This is a genomic window from Nitratireductor aquibiodomus NL21 = JCM 21793 (genome assembly GCF_000615975.1).
Taxonomy (GTDB): Bacteria; Pseudomonadota; Alphaproteobacteria; order Rhizobiales; family Rhizobiaceae; genus Nitratireductor; species Nitratireductor aquibiodomus.
This window is the reverse complement of the sequence record NZ_BAMP01000066.1, coordinates 1-24,380: the sequence shown is the minus strand read 5'-3', so window position 1 is coordinate 24,380 and position 24,380 is coordinate 1. Positions and strand designations below refer to the sequence as shown.

26 protein-coding genes and 3 pseudogenes are annotated in these 24,380 nt (G+C 62.4%); 15 read left to right on the top strand and 14 right to left on the bottom strand.

Translation table 11 applies throughout. The features are described from left to right. Positions 1–201: 201 nt before the first annotated feature. The 3 genes from JCM21793_RS16410 to sppA all read right to left on the bottom strand — a co-directional run bounded on the left by JCM21793_RS16410 (position 202) and on the right by sppA (position 1,897). Positions 202–528 carry a lipopolysaccharide assembly protein LapA domain-containing protein gene (locus JCM21793_RS16410; RefSeq protein ID WP_025031057.1) on the bottom strand — a complete coding sequence of 109 codons (327 nt, stop codon included), beginning with the start codon at positions 526–528 and terminating at the stop codon, positions 202–204. Between the two features lie 40 nt (positions 529–568). Then, positions 569–859, bottom strand: coding sequence for an integration host factor subunit beta (locus JCM21793_RS16405; RefSeq protein WP_007008125.1), 291 nt, complete (start codon positions 857–859; stop codon positions 569–571). Between the two features lie 75 nt (positions 860–934). Then, positions 935–1,897 (bottom strand): signal peptide peptidase SppA, encoded by a 963-nt coding sequence (sppA, locus tag JCM21793_RS16400; RefSeq protein ID WP_025031056.1) that lies wholly within the window; start codon positions 1,895–1,897, stop codon positions 935–937. Positions 1,898–2,384: 487 nt separating this feature from the next. On the opposite strand from sppA, the gene lptC reads away from it, so the two are divergent. From lptC to ptsN, 6 genes and pseudogenes are all read left to right on the top strand, one after another. After that, positions 2,385–3,089 carry an LPS export ABC transporter periplasmic protein LptC gene (gene lptC / locus JCM21793_RS16395; RefSeq protein WP_007008123.1) on the top strand — a complete coding sequence of 235 codons (705 nt, stop codon included), beginning with the start codon at positions 2,385–2,387 and terminating at the stop codon, positions 3,087–3,089. Between the two features lie 44 nt (positions 3,090–3,133). Beyond that, the gene (locus JCM21793_RS16390; protein ID WP_025031055.1) at positions 3,134–3,691 is read left to right on the top strand and encodes an LptA/OstA family protein; all 558 of its coding nucleotides are present in this window, start codon (positions 3,134–3,136) and stop codon (positions 3,689–3,691) included. Between the two features lie 6 nt (positions 3,692–3,697). Beyond that, positions 3,698–4,500: pseudogene (gene lptB / locus JCM21793_RS26545) on the top strand (LPS export ABC transporter ATP-binding protein). Between the two features lie 94 nt (positions 4,501–4,594). Beyond that, entirely contained in the window at positions 4,595–6,088 is a 1,494-nt protein-coding gene (rpoN, locus tag JCM21793_RS16380) for an RNA polymerase factor sigma-54 (RefSeq protein ID WP_025031054.1), read from the top strand. A gap of 223 nt (positions 6,089–6,311) precedes the next feature. Further along, the gene (gene hpf / locus JCM21793_RS16375) at positions 6,312–6,887 is read left to right on the top strand and encodes a ribosome hibernation-promoting factor, HPF/YfiA family (RefSeq protein WP_007008119.1); all 576 of its coding nucleotides are present in this window, start codon (positions 6,312–6,314) and stop codon (positions 6,885–6,887) included. A 70-nt stretch (positions 6,888–6,957) separates the two neighbouring features. After that, on the top strand, positions 6,958–7,422 hold the full coding sequence (ptsN, locus tag JCM21793_RS16370) for a PTS IIA-like nitrogen regulatory protein PtsN (protein ID WP_007008118.1): 465 nt from the start codon (positions 6,958–6,960) through the stop codon (positions 7,420–7,422). Positions 7,423–7,475: 53 nt separating this feature from the next. On the opposite strand, the gene JCM21793_RS16365 is transcribed toward ptsN, so the two are convergent. The 3 genes from JCM21793_RS16365 to JCM21793_RS16355 all read right to left on the bottom strand — a co-directional run bounded on the left by JCM21793_RS16365 (position 7,476) and on the right by JCM21793_RS16355 (position 9,477). Beyond that, on the bottom strand, positions 7,476–8,531 hold the full coding sequence (locus JCM21793_RS16365; RefSeq protein WP_025031053.1) for a C45 family autoproteolytic acyltransferase/hydrolase: 1,056 nt from the start codon (positions 8,529–8,531) through the stop codon (positions 7,476–7,478). A gap of 154 nt (positions 8,532–8,685) precedes the next feature. After that, positions 8,686–8,943, bottom strand: coding sequence for a BQ00720 family protein (locus tag JCM21793_RS16360; protein WP_007008116.1), 258 nt, complete (start codon positions 8,941–8,943; stop codon positions 8,686–8,688). 108 nt (positions 8,944–9,051) lie between these two features. Further along, the gene (locus JCM21793_RS16355) at positions 9,052–9,477 is read right to left on the bottom strand and encodes an Hsp20 family protein (RefSeq protein ID WP_007008115.1); all 426 of its coding nucleotides are present in this window, start codon (positions 9,475–9,477) and stop codon (positions 9,052–9,054) included. A gap of 113 nt (positions 9,478–9,590) precedes the next feature. Here JCM21793_RS16355 and JCM21793_RS16350 point away from each other — a divergent pair, with 113 nt between their 5' ends. Then, positions 9,591–10,532 carry a nucleoside hydrolase gene (locus JCM21793_RS16350; RefSeq protein WP_007008114.1) on the top strand — a complete coding sequence of 314 codons (942 nt, stop codon included), beginning with the start codon at positions 9,591–9,593 and terminating at the stop codon, positions 10,530–10,532. 25 nt (positions 10,533–10,557) lie between these two features. On the opposite strand, the gene JCM21793_RS16345 is transcribed toward JCM21793_RS16350, so the two are convergent. The 3 genes and pseudogenes from JCM21793_RS16345 to JCM21793_RS16335 all read right to left on the bottom strand — a co-directional run bounded on the left by JCM21793_RS16345 (position 10,558) and on the right by JCM21793_RS16335 (position 13,090). Continuing rightward, positions 10,558–11,454, bottom strand: a complete 897-nt coding sequence (locus JCM21793_RS16345) for a ribokinase (protein WP_025031052.1) — start codon at positions 11,452–11,454, stop codon at positions 10,558–10,560. A gap of 161 nt (positions 11,455–11,615) precedes the next feature. After that, positions 11,616–12,498, bottom strand: a pseudogene (locus JCM21793_RS26540) (methylated-DNA--[protein]-cysteine S-methyltransferase). Positions 12,499–12,604: 106 nt separating this feature from the next. Beyond that, positions 12,605–13,090, bottom strand: a complete 486-nt coding sequence (locus JCM21793_RS16335) for a DUF2244 domain-containing protein (protein ID WP_007008111.1) — start codon at positions 13,088–13,090, stop codon at positions 12,605–12,607. A 21-nt stretch (positions 13,091–13,111) separates the two neighbouring features. On the opposite strand from JCM21793_RS16335, the pseudogene nth reads away from it, so the two are divergent. Continuing rightward, positions 13,112–13,851: pseudogene (gene nth, locus JCM21793_RS26535) on the top strand (endonuclease III). A 13-nt stretch (positions 13,852–13,864) separates the two neighbouring features. On the opposite strand, the gene JCM21793_RS16325 reads toward nth, so the two are convergent. Next, positions 13,865–14,599, bottom strand: coding sequence for a sulfate transporter family protein (locus tag JCM21793_RS16325; protein ID WP_025031051.1), 735 nt, complete (start codon positions 14,597–14,599; stop codon positions 13,865–13,867). Between the two features lie 167 nt (positions 14,600–14,766). On the opposite strand from JCM21793_RS16325, the gene JCM21793_RS16320 reads away from it, so the two are divergent. Further along, complete coding sequence (locus JCM21793_RS16320; protein ID WP_025031050.1) at positions 14,767–15,759, top strand: adenosine kinase; 993 nt, start codon at positions 14,767–14,769, stop codon at positions 15,757–15,759. Here JCM21793_RS16320 and JCM21793_RS16315 read toward each other — a convergent pair. The 3 genes from JCM21793_RS16315 to hrcA form a co-directional block, all read right to left on the bottom strand. Next, positions 15,751–16,383, bottom strand: coding sequence for a trimeric intracellular cation channel family protein (locus tag JCM21793_RS16315; protein ID WP_025031049.1), 633 nt, complete (start codon positions 16,381–16,383; stop codon positions 15,751–15,753). The genes JCM21793_RS16320 and JCM21793_RS16315 overlap by 9 nt on opposite strands. A gap of 104 nt (positions 16,384–16,487) precedes the next feature. Next, positions 16,488–17,147, bottom strand: coding sequence for a nucleotide exchange factor GrpE (grpE, locus tag JCM21793_RS16310; protein ID WP_007008105.1), 660 nt, complete (start codon positions 17,145–17,147; stop codon positions 16,488–16,490). Positions 17,148–17,267: 120 nt separating this feature from the next. Continuing rightward, positions 17,268–18,353, bottom strand: a complete 1,086-nt coding sequence (hrcA, locus tag JCM21793_RS16305; RefSeq protein ID WP_007008104.1) for a heat-inducible transcriptional repressor HrcA — start codon at positions 18,351–18,353, stop codon at positions 17,268–17,270. A gap of 164 nt (positions 18,354–18,517) precedes the next feature. Here hrcA and rph point away from each other — a divergent pair, with 164 nt between their 5' ends. Genes rph through hemW form a run of 4 tightly spaced genes read left to right on the top strand, consistent with a single transcriptional unit; the run spans position 18,518 to position 21,470 of the window. Continuing rightward, positions 18,518–19,234 carry a ribonuclease PH gene (gene rph / locus JCM21793_RS16300; RefSeq protein WP_007008103.1) on the top strand — a complete coding sequence of 239 codons (717 nt, stop codon included), beginning with the start codon at positions 18,518–18,520 and terminating at the stop codon, positions 19,232–19,234. A gap of 18 nt (positions 19,235–19,252) precedes the next feature. Then, positions 19,253–19,666, top strand: coding sequence for a VOC family protein (locus tag JCM21793_RS16295; RefSeq protein WP_025031048.1), 414 nt, complete (start codon positions 19,253–19,255; stop codon positions 19,664–19,666). Further along, entirely contained in the window at positions 19,663–20,310 is a 648-nt protein-coding gene (gene rdgB / locus JCM21793_RS16290) for an RdgB/HAM1 family non-canonical purine NTP pyrophosphatase (RefSeq protein ID WP_025031047.1), read from the top strand. The genes JCM21793_RS16295 and rdgB overlap by 4 nt, the downstream gene beginning before the upstream one ends. Continuing rightward, positions 20,307–21,470: a radical SAM family heme chaperone HemW gene (gene hemW / locus JCM21793_RS16285; protein WP_025031046.1), complete on the top strand. Its 1,164-nt coding sequence runs from the start codon at positions 20,307–20,309 to the stop codon at positions 21,468–21,470. Before rdgB ends, hemW begins: the two co-directional genes overlap by 4 nt. 3 nt (positions 21,471–21,473) lie before the next feature. On the opposite strand, the gene JCM21793_RS16280 is transcribed toward hemW, so the two are convergent. Next, positions 21,474–22,691 carry a penicillin-binding protein activator gene (locus JCM21793_RS16280; RefSeq protein WP_025031045.1) on the bottom strand — a complete coding sequence of 406 codons (1,218 nt, stop codon included), beginning with the start codon at positions 22,689–22,691 and terminating at the stop codon, positions 21,474–21,476. Between the two features lie 88 nt (positions 22,692–22,779). Here JCM21793_RS16280 and rsmI point away from each other — a divergent pair, with 88 nt between their 5' ends. Next, positions 22,780–23,688 (top strand): 16S rRNA (cytidine(1402)-2'-O)-methyltransferase, encoded by a 909-nt coding sequence (rsmI, locus tag JCM21793_RS16275; protein ID WP_025031044.1) that lies wholly within the window; start codon positions 22,780–22,782, stop codon positions 23,686–23,688. Then, on the top strand, positions 23,678–24,046 hold the full coding sequence (locus tag JCM21793_RS16270) for a YraN family protein (RefSeq protein WP_025031043.1): 369 nt from the start codon (positions 23,678–23,680) through the stop codon (positions 24,044–24,046). Before rsmI ends, JCM21793_RS16270 begins: the two co-directional genes overlap by 11 nt. Positions 24,047–24,380: the final 334 nt, after the last annotated feature.

Below are 24,380 nucleotides of genomic sequence, written 5' to 3'. Positions count from 1 at the left end.
CGCGCTCGGCTCGGGCTGGCGCTGCGGCTTTTCACGCGGAGCTGTCTGTTTCTTCGGGCTGCGCCGGTCATCGTTCCGGCGTTTGGCGCGCACAGGCTTCAATCGGGTCTCCGACACTGGGCAACTATGCCCGCGCTTCTGCCACAGCCGCGCCCCGCAGGCAACAAAGCGTCAGCGAAGCTCGCGCCTGCCCGGCAGGTTTCAGGAAGGGGAATGTTTGATCTGCGGCGCATTGCTGGCGGCAGCCGCCGGGGCCTGACGCAGCTTGTCGACCTCTTTCCTGCGTTCCCGCGCGTCGCGGCGGTAGCGCCCCTGGCGGAACCAGGTGGCGAGGCTGCCCACCACCATGCCGAGTGCCACAGAGGCAAAAAGATAGGCGAACAGAGGCCAGTGAACGGTGAGAGCAGGATTGCCTGGGTTGAACGGGTCGATCGTGAAGGGAACCAGGGCGCGGTTGGCTACGGCCAGCGCAACGATGATCACTGCCAACGGCACGAGAACAAGTACGAGAATGATGCGGTTGGCCATTTCAACCCACTGTTAATCTGGAAGATGCTTCAGGGAAGACTTACCGGTCCTTCTCCGCGTTCAGGCGTTCGCGCAGTTCCTTGCCGGTCTTGAAGAAGGGAACCCACTTTTCTTCTACCTCAACGGACTCGCCGGTGCGTGGATTGCGCCCCGTGCGGGCCGGGCGGTTTTTCACCGAAAACGCACCGAAACCTCTTAATTCCACGCGGTTTCCTTCCGCGAGCGCGTCGGAAATTTCCTCGAAGATCGCGTTGACGATGTTTTCCACGTCACGGAGATAGAGATGCGGATTGCGATTGGCAATCGTCTGCACGAGCTCTGATTTGATCATGGGTTCTTTTCCGCCGCTGAGTTGCCCTGTTTGTCGCCGGTTGTCTCTGACACAAAGATGATTTTGTTTGCTTTTTTAGTCAGTCAACCTTTTCATTTCAGGTTGCCAGACCGATAGCAGACCGTCAAGGAAGATGCGGTCGGCGCCAAGCTCACGCAGGATGTCGGCACCGCCTTGCGGCACGCCCAGAAAACGCGAGGCAATCTCGGGCAGGAAAAGGCTGCTCGCCGTTTCGCGCTTCTTCCATTCGACCACGTCGAGATCGTCGCTGAGCCCCTTGGAGACCAGCCATTCCTTTGCTTCACGCTCACCGCCGAGCCCGTCCACCAGCTTGTTGTCAAGCGCCTGGCGACCGGTGAAGACCGATCCGTCGGCGAGTTTCAGGACCTCGTCGCGCGAAAGCGGACGGCGTTCAGTCACGAGATCGACGAACCAGTCATAGCTGTCGAGGATCATGGCGCGGATCATGGCGCGCGCCTCGTCGCTGGTCGGCTTGAACGGCGAAGGCTCTGCCTTGAGCGGTGAGGATTTGATCTCTTCCAGCTTCACGCCGAGCTTGTCCATCAGCCCGCTGACGTCGGGATACTGGAACAGGACGCCGATGGAGCCAACGATGGAGGACTGCCGCGCGACGATGTGATCGGTGGCGCTGGCGATCATGTAACCGGCCGAGGCCGCAAGCGTGCCCACCTGAGCCGTCACCGGCTTCTCACTGGCCAGACGACGCACCTCTTCGTAGATCGCCTCGCCGCCGGCTGTGGTGCCCCCGGGCGAATCGATCGTCAGGATCACGCCCTTTACTGATGGGGCTTCACGAATACGCTCAAGCCGCTCAAGCAGTTCGTCATCTTCGAAGATCGTGCCGGAAATCTTGACCTGCGCGATATGGTTCGCGGAAACATCCACCGCGCTTGCCATGATCTGCCGTGTCGCGAACGCGATCGCCAGCACGATGACGGCAAAGGCCACGACCCGCCAGAACGTCAGCTTGCGCCGCAATCGCCGACGGTCGATGAGTTCATCCGCTCGAATGGACATGACAGCCTCGCTTTCACCGGAAAATTCGGTCCAAACCAAGCGCCTTTTAGTGCAAAGGCCAGTTCGGAGCCACCGCCTTTGTGCAAGATTCTGCAACAAGCACGCATCCTGGACACAAAAGCTGGAAAAATTGCGCTTAAATCATTGTCGTTAATCCAAAAATAGCCATATTGGGGTGAAAGTGAGAAGCGAGGGGCAAATTCAGGACTTGGAGTTTTCCGGCCACGCAGTATTGGCTAGAGCATCGGACCGAAGAGTAGAATCCGGTTTTTGGATTATTCCGGTGCTCCCTCAATTGTTTAGATCGTCCTTTGCGCATCTGGATGGACGCACGGAGATCTAGAGAGGGGTCGGCGACGGTGTTCCGCCGACATACGGATGGTACGTTCCCAATCGGAACGATGCTGGCTGTATCCGGGAAGGGCCATGCCCAGGCGGCCGAGTAACCGACTTGAGTAACCGGCTGCGGAACACGCGGAAAAATATGATGAGCAATCCTGTCAACAGCGGCGCCGGTACGGCGAAGAGCGGGCGCGGCCAGGCAATCCGCAGCAGCGAACGCGGTGTGGAAGCCTTTGAGCAGGCATCACGCCATTCGCAGCGCGTGCGACTTCTCAAACGCGTTCTCCCCGCGGCGGCGCTTGTCATCACCGTCGTGTTTGCCGGATATTCCTACATCTTCTCGGGCACGCGCGGCGCCATAGATCTGGCGAGCGCGTCGATCGAAGGCGGTTCGCTGGTCATGTCCAGCCCGGAGCTGAATGGCTTCACCAATGACGATCGCCCTTACAAGATGACTGCCGAGCGCGCGCGTCAGAAGCTGGGCGGCGAAGATGTCATCGAGCTTGAGGGCATTCGCGCCCATGTGCCGGTCGACGCCGACAATTTCGCGACGATCCAGGCAAGCGACGGCATCTACGATCGCGGCAACAACCGTCTGGACATCACCAGCAAGATTTCGCTACGCACCACTTCCGGCATTGTTGCGACCCTCGATTCCGCCGAAATCGACATCGAAAAGAGCAGCCTCGCCTCCTCCAAGCCCGTGGAAATCGAGCTTGACGGAACGAAGATTGCAGCCGATTCCTTCGCGGCGGAAGACGGCGGCAAAGTGTTTGTATTCGATAAACGCGTTCGCGTTACAATCGACCCGTCGCGGCTTCGCGACACAGCGTCGGCAACGGGAAACTGAACCACGGTCACCGGCGCGATGGCCAGGCAACGGAGAGGAACACAATGCGCATCGGAAGCTTTTCAAGGCTCGCCTCTGGCGTGCTCCTTCTGGCGGGATTGTCTTCTGCCGCTTTTGCGCAGGATTCCCAGAGCCGCCTGACGGGCCTCCAGCTTTCCGGCGACAAGCCCATCCAGATCGAGAGCGAACGCCTTGAGGTGCGCGAGAGCGAGAATGTCGCGGTCTTCTCCGGCAATGTCTCCATCGTGCAGGGGCCAACCCTGCTTAAGGCGGGGCGCATGAAGGTCTACTATCTCAAGGATGGCGGCTCGGCAGCCACAGGGAGCGCGAATATCGACCGGCTCGAGGTGGACGGCAATGTCTACGTGAAATCTGAGAACCAGGTTGCCACCGGCGACAGCGCCACGTTCGACATGGCGACCGAGGTGCTCGTTCTGTCCGGCAAGGAGGTTGTCCTCTCGGAGGGCGAGAACGTCATCGTCGGCTGCCGCCTCACCGTGCAGATGAAGAATGGTCAGGCAAAGCTCGATGGCTGCAAAGGCGGCAGCTCGGGCGGCCGCGTGAAGATGCTCCTCACCCCCGGCTCCCAGAACAGGCAGTAATCCGCGTTGATTTCCAAGTTGCGTAAGAAGCGGGCGGCGAAAGAGCCCGCCGCAGAGAATCCGGCGAGCGGCAAGCTGCCCAATTACAAGGGCACGCTGATCGCGCGCGGTCTCACCAAGGCTTACAAGGGCCGCCAGGTCGTCAGCGGGGTTTCCATCGGTGTGCGCGCGGGCGAGGCCGTGGGTCTGCTCGGTCCCAACGGCGCCGGCAAGACCACCTGCTTCTACATGGTCACGGGCCTTGTTCCCGTTGATCAGGGCACGATCCACATCGACGGACACGACGTGACCGGAATGCCCATGTATCGCCGCGCGCGGCTCGGCATCGGCTACCTGCCGCAGGAGGCCTCCATCTTCCGCGGCCTGACCGTCGAACAGAACATCCGCGCCATCCTGGAAGTCGTCGAGCCAAGCCGCAAGGAACGCGACAAAAACCTCGATGCGCTGCTTGAGGAATTCAACATCGGCCATCTGCGCAAATCGCCCTCTGTCGCGCTTTCGGGTGGCGAACGGCGAAGGCTGGAAATCGCCCGCGCGCTCGCCAGCCGACCCAACTTCATGCTGCTCGACGAGCCGTTCGCCGGCATCGACCCCATCGCCGTGACCGATATTCAGCAGCTCGTGCGCCATCTCACCGCGCGCGGCATCGGCGTTCTGATCACCGATCACAATGTGCGCGAGACACTGGGACTGATCGACCGGGCCTATATCATTCATGCCGGCCAGGTGCTCACGCACGGACGGCCCAACGACATTGTCGGCAATGCAGATGTGCGCCGTCTTTATCTCGCGAAGGTTTCACCCTTTAGCCATCTGCCTCTTTCAGCTTGACAAGCAAAAGTCGGGCCAATTGAATCCGGTTTTCTCCCGGCACCCCTGCCGGGCGCAATCGGGGCTCATGTGATGGTGCTTGCGCCAAAACTCCATCTGCGTCAGACGCAATCGCTCGTCATGACGCCGCAACTGCTGCAGTCGATCAAGCTGCTGCAGATGACGCATCTGGAGCTTGAGCACTTCCTCGACGCCGAGATCGAGCGCAATCCGTTGCTGGAACGCGGCGAAGACAATGCCGAGGAACGCGCCGAAACCTGGCAAAACGATCCAGAACCACGCGAGAACACCGCAGAATCCATATCGGACAGGCTCGATTCCTCGCTGGAAAACCTGTTTCCCGACGATCCGGGCACGCAGGAGCGCATCAGCTCCGATCTTTCGGCACAGTGGAAATCGGCCGGCGGCAACGGGCTCCAGAGCGGCAGCGGGACGGCCTTCGACCTGGAAAGCACCACGGCCGCCACCCCTACCCTGCGCGACCACGTCAACGGCCAGATAGCCCTGGCCTTCACCGATCCGGCGCAGTTGCTCATCGCCCATGAACTCGCCGATGGCCTGGACGAGGCGGGCTATCTCAGCCTTGACACCGGAGAACTTGCGCAGCGCATCGGCGCGGCCCGCGAGGCCGTCAATGCCGCGCTCTCCACCTGCCAGACCTTCGATCCGCCCGGCATCTTTGCGCGCGATCTGGCCGAGTGCCTCGCCCTGCAGCTGATCGCACAGGATCGCTACGATCCGGCGATGAAGGCGATGGTGGAGAACCTGGAACTTCTGGCCAAACGCGACTTCCGTACCCTTGGCCGCCTGTGCGGCGTCGATGCGGAAGACCTCGCAGACATGCTGTCTGAAATTCGCGCGCTCGACCCCAAGCCCGGCATGGCATTCTCGGGCGGCACCGCAGACCCGGTTGTGCCCGACATCGTCGTCAGGGCGGCAAGCGATGGAAGCTGGGCGGTGGAACTCAATCCCGAGACCCTGCCCCGCGTTCTCGTCAACGAGCCATACTACGCGCAGGTTTCCAGCCAGGCCCGCGAAGGCGAGCGCCAGTTCCTGAGCGAATGCCTGCAAAGCGCCAACTGGCTCGCCCGCAGCCTCGACCAGCGGGCAAAGACGATCCTCAAGGTTGCATCCGAGATCGTTCGCCAGCAGGACGCATTTCTGGTTCATGGTGTCAGCCATCTGCGGCCGCTCAATCTGCGCACTGTGGCAGAAGCCATCGGGATGCATGAATCGACCGTGAGCCGCGTAACCGTCAACAAATACATGATGACCCCGCGCGGGACCTTCGAGCTTCGATACTTCTTCACATCGGCGCTTGGCTCCGCGTCCGGCGGCGACGCGCACTCTTCGGAATCCGTGCGCGATCGCATTCGCGCCCTCATCGATGCCGAGAAACCATCGGCCGTGCTTTCCGACGACACCCTTGTGGATATGCTGCGCGAAGAGGGCATCGAAATCGCCCGCCGCACCGTGGCCAAGTACCGGGAAGCGCTCAATATTCCCTCTTCGGTGCAGCGCCGCCGCGAGAAAAAGATGCTCGCCGCGGCGGGCACGCGCGCCTGATTGCGCGCGGGGTTGAATTGACAAGGGCGGCGGAAGCCACTAGAAGCCCGCCCGCATGGACTACCAGGCCTTGAGAGCCTTCGACTTTTTGTCCGCAGTGCCAGCAACCGAAGAAGGGATACGCGGCCGACTATATCACAATCCGCCGCGGCACCTTGTACATGCAAGCCACACGTATAAACTCGATTCGTTCGGTGTCTGATCAGGAAAGGTCTGTTTTCAGATGAGCTTACGTATTTCCGGAAAGCATATGGACATCGGCGAAGCGTTTCGCTCGCGTATTGAGGAGCGGATCGGCGAAGCCGTCGACAAGTATTTCGATGGTGGGTTTGCCGGTCGCGTGACGGTTGAAAAGTCGGGTTCTCGTTTTGCCGCCGATTGTATGATCCATCTCGACACGGGCATGGTGTTGCAGGGCACTGGCCAGGCGCAGGAGCCGCAATCCGCTTTCGATGCTGCCGCCGAGCGCATCGAAAAGCGTTTGCGCCGCTACAAGCGCCGGCTGAAATCCCACAACAACGGCCAGAATGTCGATCCGATGGACATTGCGTATCGCGTCATGGCGCCGGTGGCCGAAGATGAAGAAGAGGTCCCGGAAGATTACGCGCCCACCGTGGTCGCCGAATCGAAGATGGCTCTGCAGACCATGTCTGTCGCCTCCGCCGTCATCGAGCTCGACACCAAGGACAATCCCGTCTTCGTGTTCCGCAATGCCGGAAACAACGAAGTGAACATTGTCTACCGCCGCGCCGATGGAAACATCGGCTGGATTGATCCGTCGGCAGTGGCAAGCGCATAGGTTCCGTGCCAGCCTCAGCGCCGGTCATGCAGCATGACCGGCGAACAGACAAAGCAGAGGATGCATAGACATGGATCTGAGCGATCTGATCGACCAGAAGGCCGTGATCCCCGCCCTGAAGGCCAATTCGAAGAAACAGCTCCTGCAGCTTCTGGCCGAAAAGGCCGCCGCAGTGACCGGCCTACCGGAACGCGAAGTCTTCGATACCATTCTGCAGAGAGAACGCCTGGGCTCCACCGGCGTCGGCAATGGTGTCGCCATTCCGCACGGCAAACTGCCCGGCATCGACCGCATCACCGGTGTGTTCGCACGCCTGGAGACCCCGGTCGATTTCGAGGCCATCGACGACCAGCCCGTCGATCTCGTTTTCCTGCTTCTTGCGCCCGAAGGGGCCGGTGCCGATCACCTCAAGGCACTGTCGCGCATCGCACGCGTTTTGCGCGATGCCGACAATACGGCCAAGATACGCGGCACCAAGGACGCGGCTGCCATTCACAGCTTCCTGTCGCAGACACCGGCTTCCAACGCCGCCTGAACGCTCAGCGCTTTTGGCGGCAGGACCATCGGTCCTCTTCGTAGACGGCCTTCTCACATGGAGAGGGCCGTTTCCTTTTCGACGACCTGTATCTGGTGAAACGGATTGGCCGGATCGTTGCCGCGGCGGATATGCATACGCCGTTCGGCAAGATCCATCGCGATCGTGCAGACCGTGCCCTTGCGGCCAAGGAACCCTTCGCTGTCCCTGTAGGGTGCCAGGATTGCGTGCTCGGAGTGCTCCTGATCGGAAAGGACCGATTTGAGCCGTGCAAGGTCCGTCGGCGAGCCGGGAGCCGTCAGGGCGCGGATGCGGTCTAGCCGTGCCGTCGAATTTTCCAGCAATTCGGCATCCACAGGCGCATCGCAGGTCAGGTAGTGGTTGGTGTGGGTCGTGGCAGTGCCTCCTGCCTCCATGCGCCGCGCGGCATCACCCTCATATTCGATGTTGATACCGCGCCCGTCCGCACCTGCGACCAGCAGGTTCAGCGACCGGCCGGTGCCGGCACGCTCAAGCGTTTCTTCTACGTCTGCCCAGGATCCCGCGTCCAGAAGGGCCCGCAGGAGCACGTGCGAGGGCAGGCCATTTGTCGGTTTCGGCGTGGGCAGGAAATTGAGACACACGCAAAAACCCGCATCGTTGAGTCCGACCTTGGCCAGAATGCCGGGCTCTGTCATGGTCAGGAAACGCCTGCCCCGCTCATCCTCGGAACGGATCAGAACGACCAGTTCCTCAAGCTTTTCGGACCAGTCCCAGTTTTGACCCGTAAAAGGCGTTCCGGTGTATTGCACCACCGTGCATTCAGAGGCCGAAAGGGCCGCTAGCAGCTCGCTGCGCGCATTGAGCGCGTAGACCCATAACGGATCGACCTCGGCGCCCTCGGCGATCCCTTCGATTTCAGCCGCGTAGTGGGGATCGAACGCGCCGATAACGCCGCGAAAATGAGCAGCCACCGGAAGCAGTTCTTCGACGGGCCGCGCGAAATACGCCCTGTAAAGGGAAAGCGTACGGCCAATCCGCTCGCCAAAGGCAGCGCCTATCTGCCGGCCCCGTTCCTCCGGTCTGCCCCAAACATCGATCAGTGGAAATCTGGTTTTGCTGACCGGCATGGCCTCCCCTCCAATCCTGGTGCGCGAAAGGCACGGCTGCCATTGCCTGGAAGATTGGCTCTGCTGTCAAGACCCGGAAGCGTTCCGGAGCCAGATATGCATCAGGGCGCGCAGTCACCCGCACACCCCGACACTCTTGTTCAATGCCCCTGCCTCAGTGGAGGCTGACGGTTTCCAGATCGTTCTGCATCGCGCCTGCGAGCGCTGCGTCGCGTGCATCGGCCAGCAGGATCGGCTGTCCATCGGCCCCGAAAAGCGCCCATAACCGTGTGCCTGGCTTCAGGTCCGGCATGCCGGGGAACTTGCCCTGCAGATCCTCGGCGTCCATTTCGCGCATGTAAGCCACTGCGCCTTCGCCGATATGGGCAAGCTGCTGCTGGGTAATCGCGAATTTGTGCTCATGTTCGGTCATGCAAGCCTCCTTAGCGCAGGCGTTTCCCTATGAAACCAACCCGCTGAAGAGCCCAAGGTTCCGAAACGGGTCAGCCCGTCCGGTTTCCTCCCGAATAAGACCAGTATGTCAGTCTTTCACGGAAATGTTTATTTTTTGTACCAGCCGTTCCGGTTCGGGGCGGTCGAGATCGATGGAAAGAAGGCCGTTTTTCAATTCGGCATTCAGAACCCGCATCCCTTCCGCCAGCACGAACATGCGCTGGAACTGGCGCGCGGCGATGCCGCGGTGCAGATACTCACGCTCGCCTTCATCGGCCTGCCGGCCACGAATAATGAGCTGGTTCTCTTCCGTCGTGACATCCAGATCATCAGCGCTGAAACCTGCCACGGCCAGCGTAATGCGCAGCGTCACGCCCTGTTCGTTCTCCGCGCGGATGCGCTCGATATTGTAAGGCGGGTAGCCATCGCCCGATTTCGCAATGCGTTCGAGCGTTTTTTCCATACTGTCGAACCCAAGTAGAAGCGGATTCGAAAAAGGAGTCATACGCGTCATTTAAACAGTCCTCAAAGAGCGACGTGGATAGAGAAAAACCCGGTTGGCATTTTCCTCTTCTCAACTGATATGGTCGCTCAAAACCCGCGTTTCAAGCATTCTGGAGCAACTGCATGGCGGCAGCGCGCAAGATTATTATCGACACGGATCCCGGCCAGGACGATGCTTTGGCCATATTACTGGCGCTGGGCAGTCCGGAGCTGGATGTGCTTGGCATCACCGCCGTTGCCGGCAACGTTCCGTTGGCCTTAACCGAGAAGAATGCACGCAAAATCTGCGAACTGGCCGGCAAACCCGAAACGAAGGTCTTTGCGGGCGCAATCTGCCCGCTGGTCCGCGATCTGGTCACCGCTGAACATGTTCACGGCCGCACCGGGCTCGATGGCCCGGACCTGCCCGAACCTGAAATGCCCCTGCAGGAACAGCATGCGGTCGATTTCATCATTGAGACCCTGATGGCGCATGAAGAGGGCGAAATCACCCTGTGCCCCCTCGGCCCGCTCACCAACATCGCGCTGGCGCTCAACCGTGAGCCGCGCATCGCCTCCCGCATCCGCGAAATCGTGCTGATGGGGGGCGGTTTCTTCGAGGGCGGCAACGTCACGCCCACGGCCGAATTCAACATCTATGTCGATCCGCATGCTGCCGATGTGGTGCTGCGCTCCGGCGTTCCAGTGGTCATGATGCCGCTCGATGTCACGCACAGGGCGCTCACCACACGCAGCCGCATCGCAGCCATTCGCGATCTGGGAACGAAGGTCGGGGACGCCTGTGCCGAGCTGCTGGAATTTTTCGAGCGTTTCGACGAGGAAAAATACGGCACCGACGGCGGCCCGTTGCACGATCCCTGCGTCATCGCCTATCTGCTCCAGCCCGACCTCTTCAGGGGCCGCAGATGCAATGTGGCGGTGGAGACAGGCTCCGAGCTCACCATGGGCATGACGGTGATCGACTGGTGGCAGGTGACCGAACGGCCGAAGAACGCTCTCGTAATGCGCGACATCGACGCTGACGGCTTCTTTAAGCTTCTGACGGAACGGCTCGCGCGGTTGTAAGCCGCGCCGCCGATGAAGGCCACACTCACGCGCGCGCCGCGTCGACATCCCTGCGAAGCGGGATGGCCGGCTGCGCGCCCGGCTTCAGGCAGGCGAGCGCTCCGGCCACCGTTGCCTGCCGCAGTGCGGTATCAAGGTCGAGCCCCTCGGACAGTCCAGCAGCCAGGTAGCCGCAGAAAGTGTCACCCGCGCCGACAGTATCGACGGGGGTGATCTTCATCGAAGGACAGGTGACAAAGTCATCAGGTGTCGCAGCCCACGCGCCTTCACCGCCCAGCGTCACGATGACGGTGCGGCCTGTTTTGGCGGCGAATGCCTTCATGCGGGCTCGGCGATCCTCGCCGTCAAGCCCGAGCGCATCGGCATAGAGATCGAACTCGGTCTCGTTGGCGACAACATAATCGGCCCCTGCGAGGAGGTCCCTCGCCTCTGGCCGATAGGGCGCCGTGTTGAGAATGGAAATCGCTTCGGCCTTACGCGCAGCCTCGATGGAGGCGGCCACCGTTTCGATGGGGATTTCGAGTTGCAGGAGCACGTGGTTTCCGGCCGCGAGCGCTGCCTGCGCCACATGCCCCGGCAGAACGTCGGCATTCGCGCCCGGCACCACCGCAATGGTGTTCTCGCCCTCGCGGTCAACAAGGATATGCGCCGTGCCCGTGGCGCTTTCGGCCTGATGTACGGCGGAGAGATCGACGCCCGCCGCTTTCAGAAGCTCCAGCGCCTCGCCGGCAAACGGATCATTGCCCACGGCCCCGACAATGCGGGTGCTGGCACCGGCACGCCTGGCGGCCAGCGCCTGGTTTGCCCCCTTGCCGCCCGGTGCGGTGACGAACGTGTCGCCCGGCACCGTCTCGCCCGGCTTGGGCAGACGGTGAACGGTAGCGATCAGATCGAGATTGATGGAACCGATGATGACGATCAAAGCACACTCCCACGCAGATTTGCGCGGGAACGTAGAGCATTGGGCCGAAAAGTGGAATCCGGTTTTCGGTTATTCCGATGCTCCATCAATAATCTGGCAACAAACTCGTTCATTCCACAGTCAGGCGGGACAATCTGTAGGTTTCCGGGAAGAGAGCCGCATCAATCGGCCTGAGAGAGTTGCCCTGCCTCCCAGCCAAGGATGGCGCGCTTGCGGGTCAGACCCCAGTGATAGCCCGTCAGCACCGGATTTGCCGACCGCGCGATGGCACGGCACCACGAAGGAAACCGGGTTCGCTCCCACCGCTGCACCAACGGCGCGCGACGCCGTGGGTTTGCCGATCCGCTCGGCGATATCGGAATAGGCGCAGGCCCGGCCCATCGGGATCTTCAAAAGCGCATCCCAGACCCGCACCTGGAAGTCTGTCCCGATCAGCACCACACGCAGCGGCTCTTCCGCGCGCCAGCGCGACGGATCGAACACCCGCGCCGCATAGGGTGCGGTGGCCGCCATGTCTTCCTCGTAATCGGCGTTCGGCCAGCGTGACGCCATATCCTCGAATGCCGCGCGCTCATCGCCCGGATCGCAGAAGGCAAGCCCCGCCAGACCGCGCTCCGTCACCATGACAAGCGCCTGACCGAAGGGCGAGAGATGAAACCCGTAGCGCATGGTGAGGCCCGCGCCCCGCGCCTTGTATTCACCGGGCGAGATCGCCTCATGCGTCACGAACAGGTCGTGCAGGCGCCCCGGCCCGGACATGCCGAGCTCCAGTGCCGCATCGAGCAGCGGCATGCCCGAATCGAGCAGTCTGCGGGCGTGATCGAGCGTCACTGCCTGCAAAAACGCCTTGGGCGAAAGCCCTGCCCAGCGCGTAAACAGTTTTTGCAGGCCGTTCGGCGTATCGCCCACTTCACCGGCGATTTCCTCCAGCGAGGGCTGGTCCCGATAGTCGAGGCTGATTTTCTCGATCACCCGGCGCACGACCTCGTAGTCGCTGCCTTCCGGCGTCACATCGCGCTGCAACAGGGCTGTCTGCACGTTCATGGTGTTAACTCCCGGCACTCGCCTTCGCGCTGGTGCCACATGACATTTTTCCTGAGCATGACCATGCCGCGTTTCGGGCCAGTCAACCACCCGTTTCCTGCCAAGTTCACCGGCCTCTGGCGGTGGCGAGCGCCTCTCCGAAAGCGGCGGCGAAACTCTCCCGGTCGTCCGGGTTCAGGAAACTGCCGAGCGCCACGCGCTTGCCGCGCATCTCGACCGCCATGCCGGTGATGCCGATCTCATCGTGCCGATCGATGCGAAACCGCGTCCAGAACGGGTTGAAATGGTGCTCTTCGGCCCTGCCCGAGGGCGGCACCTTGCGAATGTCGAGACTGGTGCGCGACAGCCGCACTTCCTCGCGCACACGGGCGGCGCGATAGTTCAGCCGGAAGGCCACGTAGATCGCCAGAATGTCGAGCCCGAAGAAACCGAACACCGGCCAGGCGCCGAGCTTCAGAAACACCGCACCGATGGTCAGCCAGACGAGCAGCAGAACCGCCATGAGAATTGTAAAGCCGCGCATGCTCAGCGAGCGGTACGGCGTCAGCAACGCCTGAAAGACGGGAGCGTCTGCACTGTTTGTTTCGGCCATGATCCCGATTATAGAAGGCCCATGGAAAAGCCCAAGAAGAAAATTGCCGCGCCCCGCAAACCCGCCCGCTCCCGCAAACGCAAAACCGTCTATTCGCCCGAGGAGATCCACGAGATTTTCCGTCGCTTCTCGGTTCAGCGGCCAGAGCCGAAAGGCGAGCTTGAACATGTGAATGCCTTCACGCTTCTTGTTGCGGTGGTGCTATCGGCGCAGGCGACGGATGCGGGCGTGAACAAGGCGACGCGCGATCTATTCAAGGTTGCCGATACGCCGGAGAAGATGCTGGCACTCGGCGAGCAGAAGGTCGGCGAATACATTCGCACCATCGGGCTCTGGCGCAACAAGGCAAAGAACGTCATCGCGCTCAGCGAGGCGCTGATCCGCGATCACGGATCGCAGGTGCCCGACAGCCGCGAGGCCCTCGTTACCCTGCCGGGTGTGGGCCGCAAGACGGCCAATGTGGTGCTCAACATGTCGTTCGGTCAGCCCACCATGCCGTCGACACGCATATCCTGCGCATCGGCAATCGCATCGGGCTTGCTCCCGGCAAGACGCCGGAACAGGTGGAGGATACGCTGGTGAAGATTATACCGGCCGAATTCATGCGCCACGCCCATCACTGGCTGATCCTGCACGGGCGCTATGTCTGCAAGGCACGCAAACCCGATTGCCCGGCCTGCGTTATCGCCGACATCTGTAAATCGGCAGAAAAGACAAGCGAGATGCCTGCTCCGCTTATGGAGCTGGCGCCGCAGGCCTGATCGCTCGCTTCGACTACCCGCGCAGCCCTGCACTTTGCCCAGCGCGAGCTGCATCTTCCTGCGAGATCATCTTGTGCAGATGCACCATCATGGCTGCGGCGAAAAGCGGGGTCAGCAGGTTGAGGATCGGCACGGCGAGAAAGCCCGCAATCACTAGGCCGGCCAGAAAGATCGTGCCCGCATGGCGGCGGCGCAACGCCTTGGCCTCCGGCTCGCTGCGAAAACGCATGGCGGCAAACTCGAAGAACTCACGCCCAAGCAAATAGCCATTCACCAGAAAGAAGGCGAGAATGTTGATGCCGGGCACCAGAAGCAGGAAAAGCGCGACGACGTTGCCCAGAATGACGACACCGAAAAACTTGATCGACGTGGCGATCGCAGCACCCAGCGGCAGCGCCTTTCCGGGCGGATCCTGCGGGTAATCTTCCTTTTCGACCACTTCAGCCACATCGTCGAGAAACAGACCGGCGATCACGGCCGTTACCGGCGCGATGAGAAGCGCAAGGCCGGCAGCGAGCCCAAGCCCTGCGGCAATCGCCGCAACGAAACTCAGCCAGCCAAGCCATGACGGCAGATCGGGAAAGAACGCGTCGAACCAGGGCAGCGCGAAATACTCGAACAGCTCTTTCGCGCCGAACCACACGCCAAGAAGCACCAGCAGCGTCAGACCCAGCGTCTTGAAAAACACGCCACGGAATTCGCTGGAAAAGAGACGGCTTATGGCGGCGCGCGCCGCGTCGAAGATCATGCGCTTTGAGGCCCTTTCAGGTTTGTCTGCGGTTTCGAGATAGGGTCGGTTTCGCGTCGGTGCAAGGCGCATGCCCCGCACCAATGACTTGCAAATCGCGCCCAAACCGCTAAACCGCCCGGAGCTTCAAGCCAAAACGCTTCCCTTGCATATCTGGAGATCTGAATTTGAGCGAATATGACGTGCTGTGCATCGGCAACGCCATTGTCGACATTATCGCCCGCTGCGACGAAGCGTTTCTGGAAGAAAACGACATCATCCGTGGAGCGATGAACCTGATCGACGTCGATCGCGCCACGCTGCTTTACGACCGCATGGGGCAGGCCATCGAGGCCTCCGGCGGCAGCGCCGGAAACACGGCAGCCGGCATCGCCAGCCTTGGCGGCAAATCCGCCTTCTTCGGCAAGGTCTCCAACGACACACTCGGCGAAATCTACGCGCACGACATCCGCGCGCAGGGCGTCGCCTTCGATACGAAGCCGCTCGAAGGCCACCCGCCGACAGCGCGGTCGATGATCTTTGTCACGCCTGATGGCGAGCGTTCCATGAACACCTATCTCGGTGCCTGCGTTGAACTCGGCCCCGAAGACGTCGAAGAAGACAAGGCCAGTGGCTCCAAAGTAACCTATTTCGAGGGCTACCTGTGGGACCCGCCACGCGCCAAGGAGGCGATCCGGATGACCGCCGACGCAGCCCATGCTGCGGGCCGCGAGGTGGCCATGTCGCTGTCCGATCCGTTCTGTGTCGACCGTTATCGTGACGAATTCCTGGAGTTGATGCGCTCGGGCCGGGTCAACATCGTCTTCGCCAACGAGCACGAACTGCTCTCGCTTTATCAGACCGCATCGTTCGACAGCGCTCTGGAAGCAATGCGCAAGGACACCCGCCTGGCTGTCGTCACCCGCTCCGAGAAGGGCTCGATCATCATCACGGATGACGAGACGATCCCCGTCGAAGCCATCCAGATCGACGAACTGGTGGACACCACGGGTGCCGGCGATCTCTACGCTGCAGGATTCCTTTACGGCTACACGAACGGGCACAGCCTGCGCGACTGCGGCCGTCTCGGCTCCTTCGCTGCCGGTCTCGTGATCCAGCAGATCGGCCCACGCCCGCAAAAGGATCTGCGCTACGAGGCGCAGCAGGCCGGTCTACTCTAGTTCCTCGGGCGGGCGGCCGGGCCGCGACCGGTAGCGCGGGATTGTCCAGCCAAATCCGAGAGCTCCGCCGCGCACCAGAAATGCCGCTGTGACAGCGATCAGGGCTGCGACCGCCCCCTCGACTCCGGCAAGGTCGGCGACGGTGAACACACCCGCGCCGACAAGAGCGGCCGTGACATAGACCTCGGGTCTCAGGAGCACCGAGGGTTCACCGGCCAGAACATCGCGCAGGACACCGCCGAACGTGGCCGTCAGCATGCCGGTGACCAGCGCAACGATGGCCGATCCGGAAGCCTCCAGTCCCTTGGCGGCCCCCAGCACCGAGTAGGCCGCAAGGCCGGCCGCATCCAGCCACAGGAGCAGCCGGTATCGATACTCCACCAGCGGCGCAGCGAAAAAGACCAGCACCGCAATCACGGCGCAGACGACGATGTAAATGTGGTTTTCGACCCAGAAGACCGGCACACCAAGCACAAGGTCACGCAGCGTGCCGCCGCCGGTGCCCGTTACCCCGGCGAGAAAGACAAAGCCGATGAGGTCGAGTTCCTTGCGCGAGGCGGCAAGCGCCCCAGTCGCCGCGAACACGGCCACGCCGGCATAATCGAGAAGCTGAATCAGATCCATCTGGCCCTCCACACTCTGGATAGCCGAAGGGCCGATGAATAGGAAGCAAGCAGCGACCTGACTGTCGCTGCCATGCGATCAGAACCGGGGCAGCGGTTTTGATGTCAGGCGTCGCGCTCGGCCTGCGGATTGGGTGGACCGGGTTCGGCGGCAACATTCTCGCCGTTCTGTACAGCACCCGCCTTGGGGCCGCCCTTGGCAACACCCACCATGGCCGGGCGCAGAACACGCTCGCCAATCACATATCCCTGCTGCACCACCTGAACGACGGTGTTTTCAGGGGTTGCCGGATCCGGCACTTCGAACATCGCCTGGTGAAAATGCGGATCGAAGCGCTCGCCCTTCGGGTCGATCTGCTTCACGCCATGTCGCTCCAGCGTAGAGAGCATGGAGCGCTCGGTCATCTCGACGCCTTCCATCAGCGAGGAAAGGCCGCTGTCAGCGGCGGCGCGCGCCTCCGCCGGCACCGCCTCGAGCGCGCGGCGCAGATTGTCCGAAACCGTCAGCATGTCGCGGGCAAATCCGGCGATCGAATAGCTGCGCGCTTCGGTAACATCGCGCGCCGTGCGCTTGCGCAGGTTCTCCATCTCGGCGGCGAGGCGAAGGGCGCGTTCCTTCAGCTCCTCGTTTTCCTTGGCCAGCCTTACCAGGACGTCTTCTTCCGAAACCGCCTCTTCGCCGGCGTTCTCCTCGAACGCCTTCACGTTCGGGTCCTCTGCCGCTTCGGTTCTGGCCTGTTCGTTGTCCTTAGCCTGATTGGTCATGTCAGTCCGTCTATGGTTTTAGAATTGTTCGAATATTGCGCCCGATATCGAGGTTCGCGCCGGCAAAATCAAGGGGGTGGCCTGATGCTTGGTCCGGTGATTTCTCCCCGCCAGTCTCACTCAGCGCAGCAAACGCCCCACGATCTGCGCGGTATAGTCCACCATCGGCACGATGCGGGCGTAATTCAGCCTCGTGGGGCCAATAACGCCCAGCGCACCGATCACACGCGATTCCTGGTCGCGATAAGGCGCCACAACGAGTGACGAACCGGAGAGCGAGAAAAGACGATTCTCCGAGCCGATGAAGATGCGCACACCGGACCCCTCTTCAGCCATGTCGAGAAGCTGGATCAAACCTTCCTTGGTTTCCAGATCTTCGAACAGGCGCCGCAGGAGTTCCAGATCGGCTTCGGCCGTCAGGTTTTCAAGCAGATTGGCCCGCCCCCGCACAATCAGCCGCGCCGGCTGGCCGCTTTCGGCGCCCGCCCAGACGGCAAGCCCCTGCTCCACAAGCTCCTGCGACAGCGTGTCGAGCGCGGCGCGCGTTTCCTCCTGCAGACGCGAGAGCTCGGCCCGCGTTTCGGCCAGTGTGCGGCCACGAATATGCGCATTGAGGAAGTTCGAGGCCTCGTGCAGTTGGGATATGGTGACCCCCTCGGGAAGGTCGATCACGCGGTTTTCCACGTCCCCGTTCTGCGAAACGAGAACTGCCAGCCCCTTGCGTGGCTCCAGCTGCACGAATTCGATGTGCTTGAGCGCCGCTTCGGACTTGGTTGCAAGAACAACACCTGCCCCGCGCGAAAGCCCGGAGAGAAGCTGGCTTGCCTCGGTCAGCATATGATCCAGCGAATGACCGCTGCTCGATGCCTTGACCTGCGTTTCGATGATGCGGCGCTCATCATCGGAAAGATCGCCGATCTCCATGAACGCATCGACGAAAAAGCGCAGCCCCTGCTGCGTGGGCATGCGACCGGCAGAAACATGCGGGGCATAGATGAGCCCCAAATGCTCGAGATCGCTCATTACATTGCGGATGGTGGCCGGGGAAAGCTGCGTCGACAGAATGCGCGAAAGATTGCGCGAGCCGAGCGGATCGCCATCTCTCAGATAGGTTTCGACGATAACCCGAAAAATCTCGCGGGACCGACTATCCAGCGATTGCAGCGCATGTTCCTGAAATTCTCTGTCCAAGACCGGTTTCGTCATTCACGACCTCTGATCAGCTGAATATAAGCGCGGCCAGTATGAAAACAACAGTCTTCTTGGTTAGTATCTGGCCGGTTTTCCGCCGGTTTCCGGAATTCCTTTGCGTTCGTGAATGCGTAAAGTTACAAGCCGCCGATACTTGATAACTCTGGAGAGAACCGCCCATGCGCCCTTCCAAACGCGAACCCGATGAAATGCGTGCCGTCAGCTTCGAGCGCGGCTTTTCCAAGCACGCTGAGGGGTCGTGTCTGGTGCGCTTCGGCGACACCCATGTGCTGTGCACGGCGAGCCTTGAAGAGCGTGTGCCGCCATGGCTGCGCAATTCCGGCCAGGGCTGGGTGACGGCGGAATACGGCATGCTGCCGCGCTCCACTGGCGACCGCATGCGCCGCGAGGCCTCTTCCGGCAAGCAGGGCGGCCGCACGCTCGAAATCCAGCGCCTCATCGGCCGCTCGCTCCGCTCGGTCGTGGACCTGCAGGCCCTTGGTGAGAAGCAGATCACCGTCGACTGCGACGTGATCCAGGCCGACGGCGGCACCCGCACGGCGGCCATAACGGGTGGTTTCATCGCCCTTTCGGACTGCCTTTCCTGGATGGAAGCGCGCCAGATGGTCAGCCGCGACAAGGTTTTGAAAGATCATGTCGCCGCCATCTCCTGCGGCATCTATAACGGCACGCCCGTTCTCGATCTCGACTATGCCGAAGACTCGGCTGCCGAGACTGACGCCAATTTCGTGATGACCGGCAAGGGCGGCATCGTTGAGATTCAGGGCACGGCCGAGGGCGAGCCCTTCTCCGAAGACGAGTTCGCAGCCTTGATGGGGCTTGCCCGCAAGGGTATCACCAAGCTCGTGGACATGCAGAAGATGGCCATCTCCTGAACTGGCGCAAAGCGAACCATGCAACCCTCGGCAATCCTTGAAGCCGCGCTCTACGTAAGCGATCTTGCCGAAGCCGAACGCTTCTACGGCGAAGCGCTTGGGCTGGAGCGGATCGCCAGGGTCGAGGGCAGGCATGTGTTCTTTCGCTGCGGGCAGACCGTTCTTCTGCTGTTCGATCCAGCGGCAACCGCCGAATCGCCCGCAGCCGACGCCCGGCTTCCCGTGCCGCCGCATGGTGCCCGCGGACAGGGCCACCTCTGTTTTGCCGCAACTGCCGAAGAGATTGTCCGCTGGAAGGCGCATCTCGAAGCGGGCGGCATCGCCATCGAGGCGGATTTCGAGTGGCCCGGCGGCGGCCGCTCGATCTATTTCCGCGATCCCTCCGGCAATTCGCTCGAATTTGCCGAACCGCGCATCTGGGGACTGACTTGAGACCGATCGACAACAAGACCTTCGTGCTCGCCAGCCATAACAAGGGCAAGCTACGCGAGTTTTCAGACCTTTTGGCCCCGTTCGGCTACACGGTGCGCTCGGCTGCCGAGCTCGGCCTGCCCGAGCCGGAAGAAACCGGCACGACATTTGAGGAAAACGCCCGCATCAAGGCACTGGCCGCAGCCGCGGCCACCGGCCTGCCGGCGCTTTCCGACGATTCCGGCCTCTGCGTGGATGCGCTGGACGGCGCACCCGGCGTCTACACCGCCGACTGGGCGACCAAGGACGACGGCAGCCGCGACTTCATGATGGCCATGGAGAAGACGGAAAAGCTGCTCTCCGAAACCGGCGCAGACACGCCGGAAAAGCGCACCGGCCGCTTTGTGGCGACGCTATGCCTGTGCTTTCCCGACGGCGAGACCGAGTATTATCGTGGTGAAGCCGAAGGGCATCTGGTCTGGCCGCCGCGCGGTACGGACGGATTCGGCTACGATCCGGTGTTTCAGCCACTCGGTCATGACGTCACTTTCGGTGAGATGAGCGCGGAACAGAAGCATGGCTGGAAGCCCGGCGACGAGCATGCCCTCTCCCACCGCGCCCGCGCCTTCCAGAAATTCGCCCGCGCCAGGCTGGGCGCCGCGTGATCATCCCACTCGATACGGCTCCGGGTTTCGGCGTCTATCTGCACTGGCCGTTCTGCGCGGCCAAATGCCCATATTGCGACTTCAACAGCCATGTACGCCACCAGCCGGTGGATCAGGCCCGCTTTGCCGCCGCCTTTGAGCGCGAGCTTGCCACCATGCGTGCGCGAACCGGCCCCCGTACCGTTACCAGCATTTTCCTCGGCGGGGGGACGCCCTCGCTGATGGAACCCGGAACCGTCGGTGCGCTGCTTGATGCCGTTGCGACCAACTGGAGCGTTCCGGACGGTATCGAGGTGACGCTGGAGGCCAATCCAAGCTCCGTCGAGGCAGACCGTTTTCGCGGTTACCGCGCGGCCGGCGTCAACCGTGTTTCGCTCGGCGTTCAGGCGCTCAACGATCGGGATCTGAAATTTCTCGGACGGCTGCACAATGTCGATGAAGCGCTGAAGGCGATCGGGCTTGCCCGCGAGATTTTTCCACGCCTCTCCTTCGACCTGATCTATGCCCGCCCACACCAGAGCGAGGAGGCCTGGGCCAGCGAGCTCGAACAGGCCATCGGCCACGCGGCTGATCATCTCTCGCTCTATCAGCTCACCATCGAGGAAGGTACGCGCTTCCAGCTTCTCCATGAGGCCGGCAAGCTCGCCATGCCGGATGGGGATCATGCCGCACGACTTTACGAGATCACGCAGGAGGTGACGGCGGCGCGGGGGCTGCCGGCCTATGAGATTTCCAACCACGCTCGCCCGGGCGCGGAGAGCCGGCACAATCTCGTCTACTGGCGCTATGGCGAATATGTCGGTGCCGGCCCCGGCGCCCATGGGCGGTTCATCGAGGATGGCCGCCGCCATGTGACTTTCACCGAAAAGATGCCGGAGACCTGGCTCGAACGCGTCGAGACCGAGGGTCATGGCGTGATCGGCGGCGAGGTTCTGACCCATGATGAGGAAGCCGATGAATTCCTGCTGATGGGGCTGCGGCTTGTCGAGGGCATAGACCTGCCACGCTATGAAGCGCTTTCGGGGCGAGCGCTTTCCAATGCGCGCATTGCGGTGCTGGAGGAGGAAGGCCTTGTCGAGCCCGTTGGCAACACCCGGCTGCGCGCGACGCCGAAGGGCATGATCGTGCTGGATGCGGTTGTCGCCGATCTGGCCCGATAACGCCTAACTGCCTCCCCCAAACCGAGACGGCGCCGCGTCAATGATCTCGGCCTTGCCTTCCCGAACCTCATAGATGGCGTATCCGCGCTCGGTCGTGCCGTCGCCCAGGAAGCGGAAAAGGCCGGTATAGCCATTGAAACCGACCGGCGTTTCAAGCGCGTGACGCTGGATCCCGCCGCCGCCCTTTGCGATGTTGGCCACCAGAACAACCGAGTCATAGGCAAGCGCGGATGTGAGCGAAGGCTCGGCACCGAACCGCGCCTGATAGCGCTGCTTGTAGGCGTTGACGCGGCTCTGGTCCGTATCGGCAAACCATGCGCCCTGAAGGGCAGGATCCGCCAGATTGGCGCTCGTCCATTGCCCGGTCCCCAATAGCTTCTTGCCGGAAATGTCGATCCCGGTTTCGGTCATGGTGGATGCGATGGTGGCCGGGCTCGTGCCGCCATCGGGGATGAACACGGCATCCGCCGCGCGCACCGCATCGGCAACGCCCTGCACCGCTTCATAGACTGACATGTTGTCATAGGCATAGCGGGCGACCGCCGTCACCTCACCCCCCATGGAAAGCATGGTGCGGCGCGCTTCGGCCTCTGCGATGTCGCCGGCAGCCCCCTCGGGCAGGATCGCCACCACGCTGCGCACGCCCTGACCCGCGGCATAGGAAAGCGTGCGCTGGACCACGCCCTGCGGAAGGAACGAATTGAGATAGACCCCCGGCGATGCCGCTCCACGGTCGGAGGAAAACGCGATCATCGGGGTCTGCGACATGCCGAGCGGCGGCGCGGCGGCGCGCACATTGGCCGAAAAGAGCGGTCCCAGCACGGCAGCGGCACCTTCGGCGGAGGCCTGACCGGCAGCGATTGCAGCGCCTTCGGTGGTCCCGCCCGTGTCCTTCACCACCAGTTCAAGCGCGTTCAGGCCGACGTCGTCCATGGCAAGCAGTGCGGCGTTCTTCAGCTCGGCAGCGATGCGGCTGGCATTGCCTTCGCCGGTTAGTGGCAAAAGCAGCGCAACACGCGTCTCACCGGTGCCAATCACCTCACCCGAGGCGGGCAGACGCGGCGCATTGTCCACAACCGGCTGCGTGGCAATGCCCTGACCGCCCGGCTGCGGCATGCCGTAGGGCACATCGCCCCCCACGCAGCCACCGAGTACCAGAAGACCGGCCAGCGCCAGCGAGCGGAACCCGGTTCTGCGACCGGGCGATGTCCAGACTTTCATACGTCGCATCCGTCCCAAATTCAGCGCGCGACTTTGCAACCCACATGCCTCCATGTCAAAGAGATGAGCGAATAAGGATCAAAGAGTTATGGATAACCCGCGCGGGGAGAAAAGTTTCGTCGTTGGCAGCGCCCGCATCGGCGCGGCACCGCTGGAGCCGGCGCTTTATCTCGTGGCAACGCCCATCGGCAATCTCGGCGACATCACGCTGCGCGCGCTCGAAGTGCTTGCCGGGGCGGATATCGTCGCCTGCGAGGACACCCGCGTTTCGCGCGTGCTCCTTGCGCGCTATGGCATCGGCCAGAATCTCACCGCCTATCACGAGCACAATGCGGAAAAGGCCGGGCCGCGCCTTCTGGCCGCACTCGAAGCGGGACAGAGCGTTGCGCTCATCTCCGACGCCGGCACGCCCCTCGTCTCCGATCCCGGCTATCGTCTCGTGGATCAGGTGATCGAAAAGGGTCTGCGCGTCGTGCCCATTCCGGGGCCCTCGGCGGTGCTGGCAGCACTCTCGGCCTCCGGTCTGCCGACGGATGCCTTTCTGTTTGCCGGCTTTCTGCCCGTGAAGGACGGCCAGCGCCGCGCGCGGCTCGAAGCATTTCGCCAGACGCCGGCGACACTGGTGTTTTTTGAATCCCCGCGCCGCCTTGATAACAGTCTGGCCGCCATGGCGGAGGTGCTTGGCGGCGCGCGCCAGGCCTGCGTGGCACGCGAGCTGACCAAGACATTCGAGGAACTGCGGCGTGGCGCGCTTTCGGATCTGGCCGCGCATTACGCCGACTCCGGTGCGCCCAAGGGCGAGGTGGTGGTGTGCGTGGCGCCGCCCCTGGATGAAGAGGAATCGAGCTCGGAAGATGTGGACCGGCTGCTCATGGCGCTCTCCGAAGAGATGTCCGCCTCGAAGGCGGCGGGTGAAGCCGCCCGCATGACCGGCGGGCGCAAATCCGAGCTCTATCAGCGGCTTCTTCACCTGAAAGCCAAGAGCGATGCGGAGTGAGGCGCGGCAGAAAGCCTATCGGCTCGGCCATCGCGGCGAGTGGCTGGCGGCCATGGCGCTGCGGCTGAAGGGTTATCGCATTCTGGCTCGTCGTTACCGCACGAAGCTTGGCGAGATCGACCTGATCGCCCGGCGCGGCGACGTGGTGGCGATTGTCGAGGTGAAGGCACGCCCGACCGTGGAGGCGGCGATGGATGCGGTGGCCTACCATGCACAGACCCGCATCGAGCGCGCGGCGGACCTCTGGCTTGCGCGCCAACCCGACCACGCGCGCCTCTCGCTGCGCTTCGACCTCGTCGCCGTGCTTCCCCGCCGCTGGCCGGTGCATGTGGAGAATCTGTTCCAGGGGCGTGGGTGAAGACCGGGCCGTGCTCTTGCGCGCGCTGCCAATGGGACCCGGGTCAGGCCCGGGATGACGGGAGTGGGGTGAGCGCTTCATCGTCGTCATCCCGGCCGAGCGGAGCGAGAGCCGGGACCATTGAGAGGCGTGGCCGGGTGCGGCTGGTGGTGCCGGGGTGAGGACCGGGCCGTGCTCTTACGCATTCTGCCAATGGGTCCCGGGTCAAGCCCGGGATGACGATCTCCTTCTCCCCGCGGGCGGGGAGAAGGTCCCGGCAGGGGGATGAGGGGCGGGCGGCGCCTTGCGATCTTCTCCACCTCTGTCGGTATCCCCGGCCACTGATGGCGCCTCG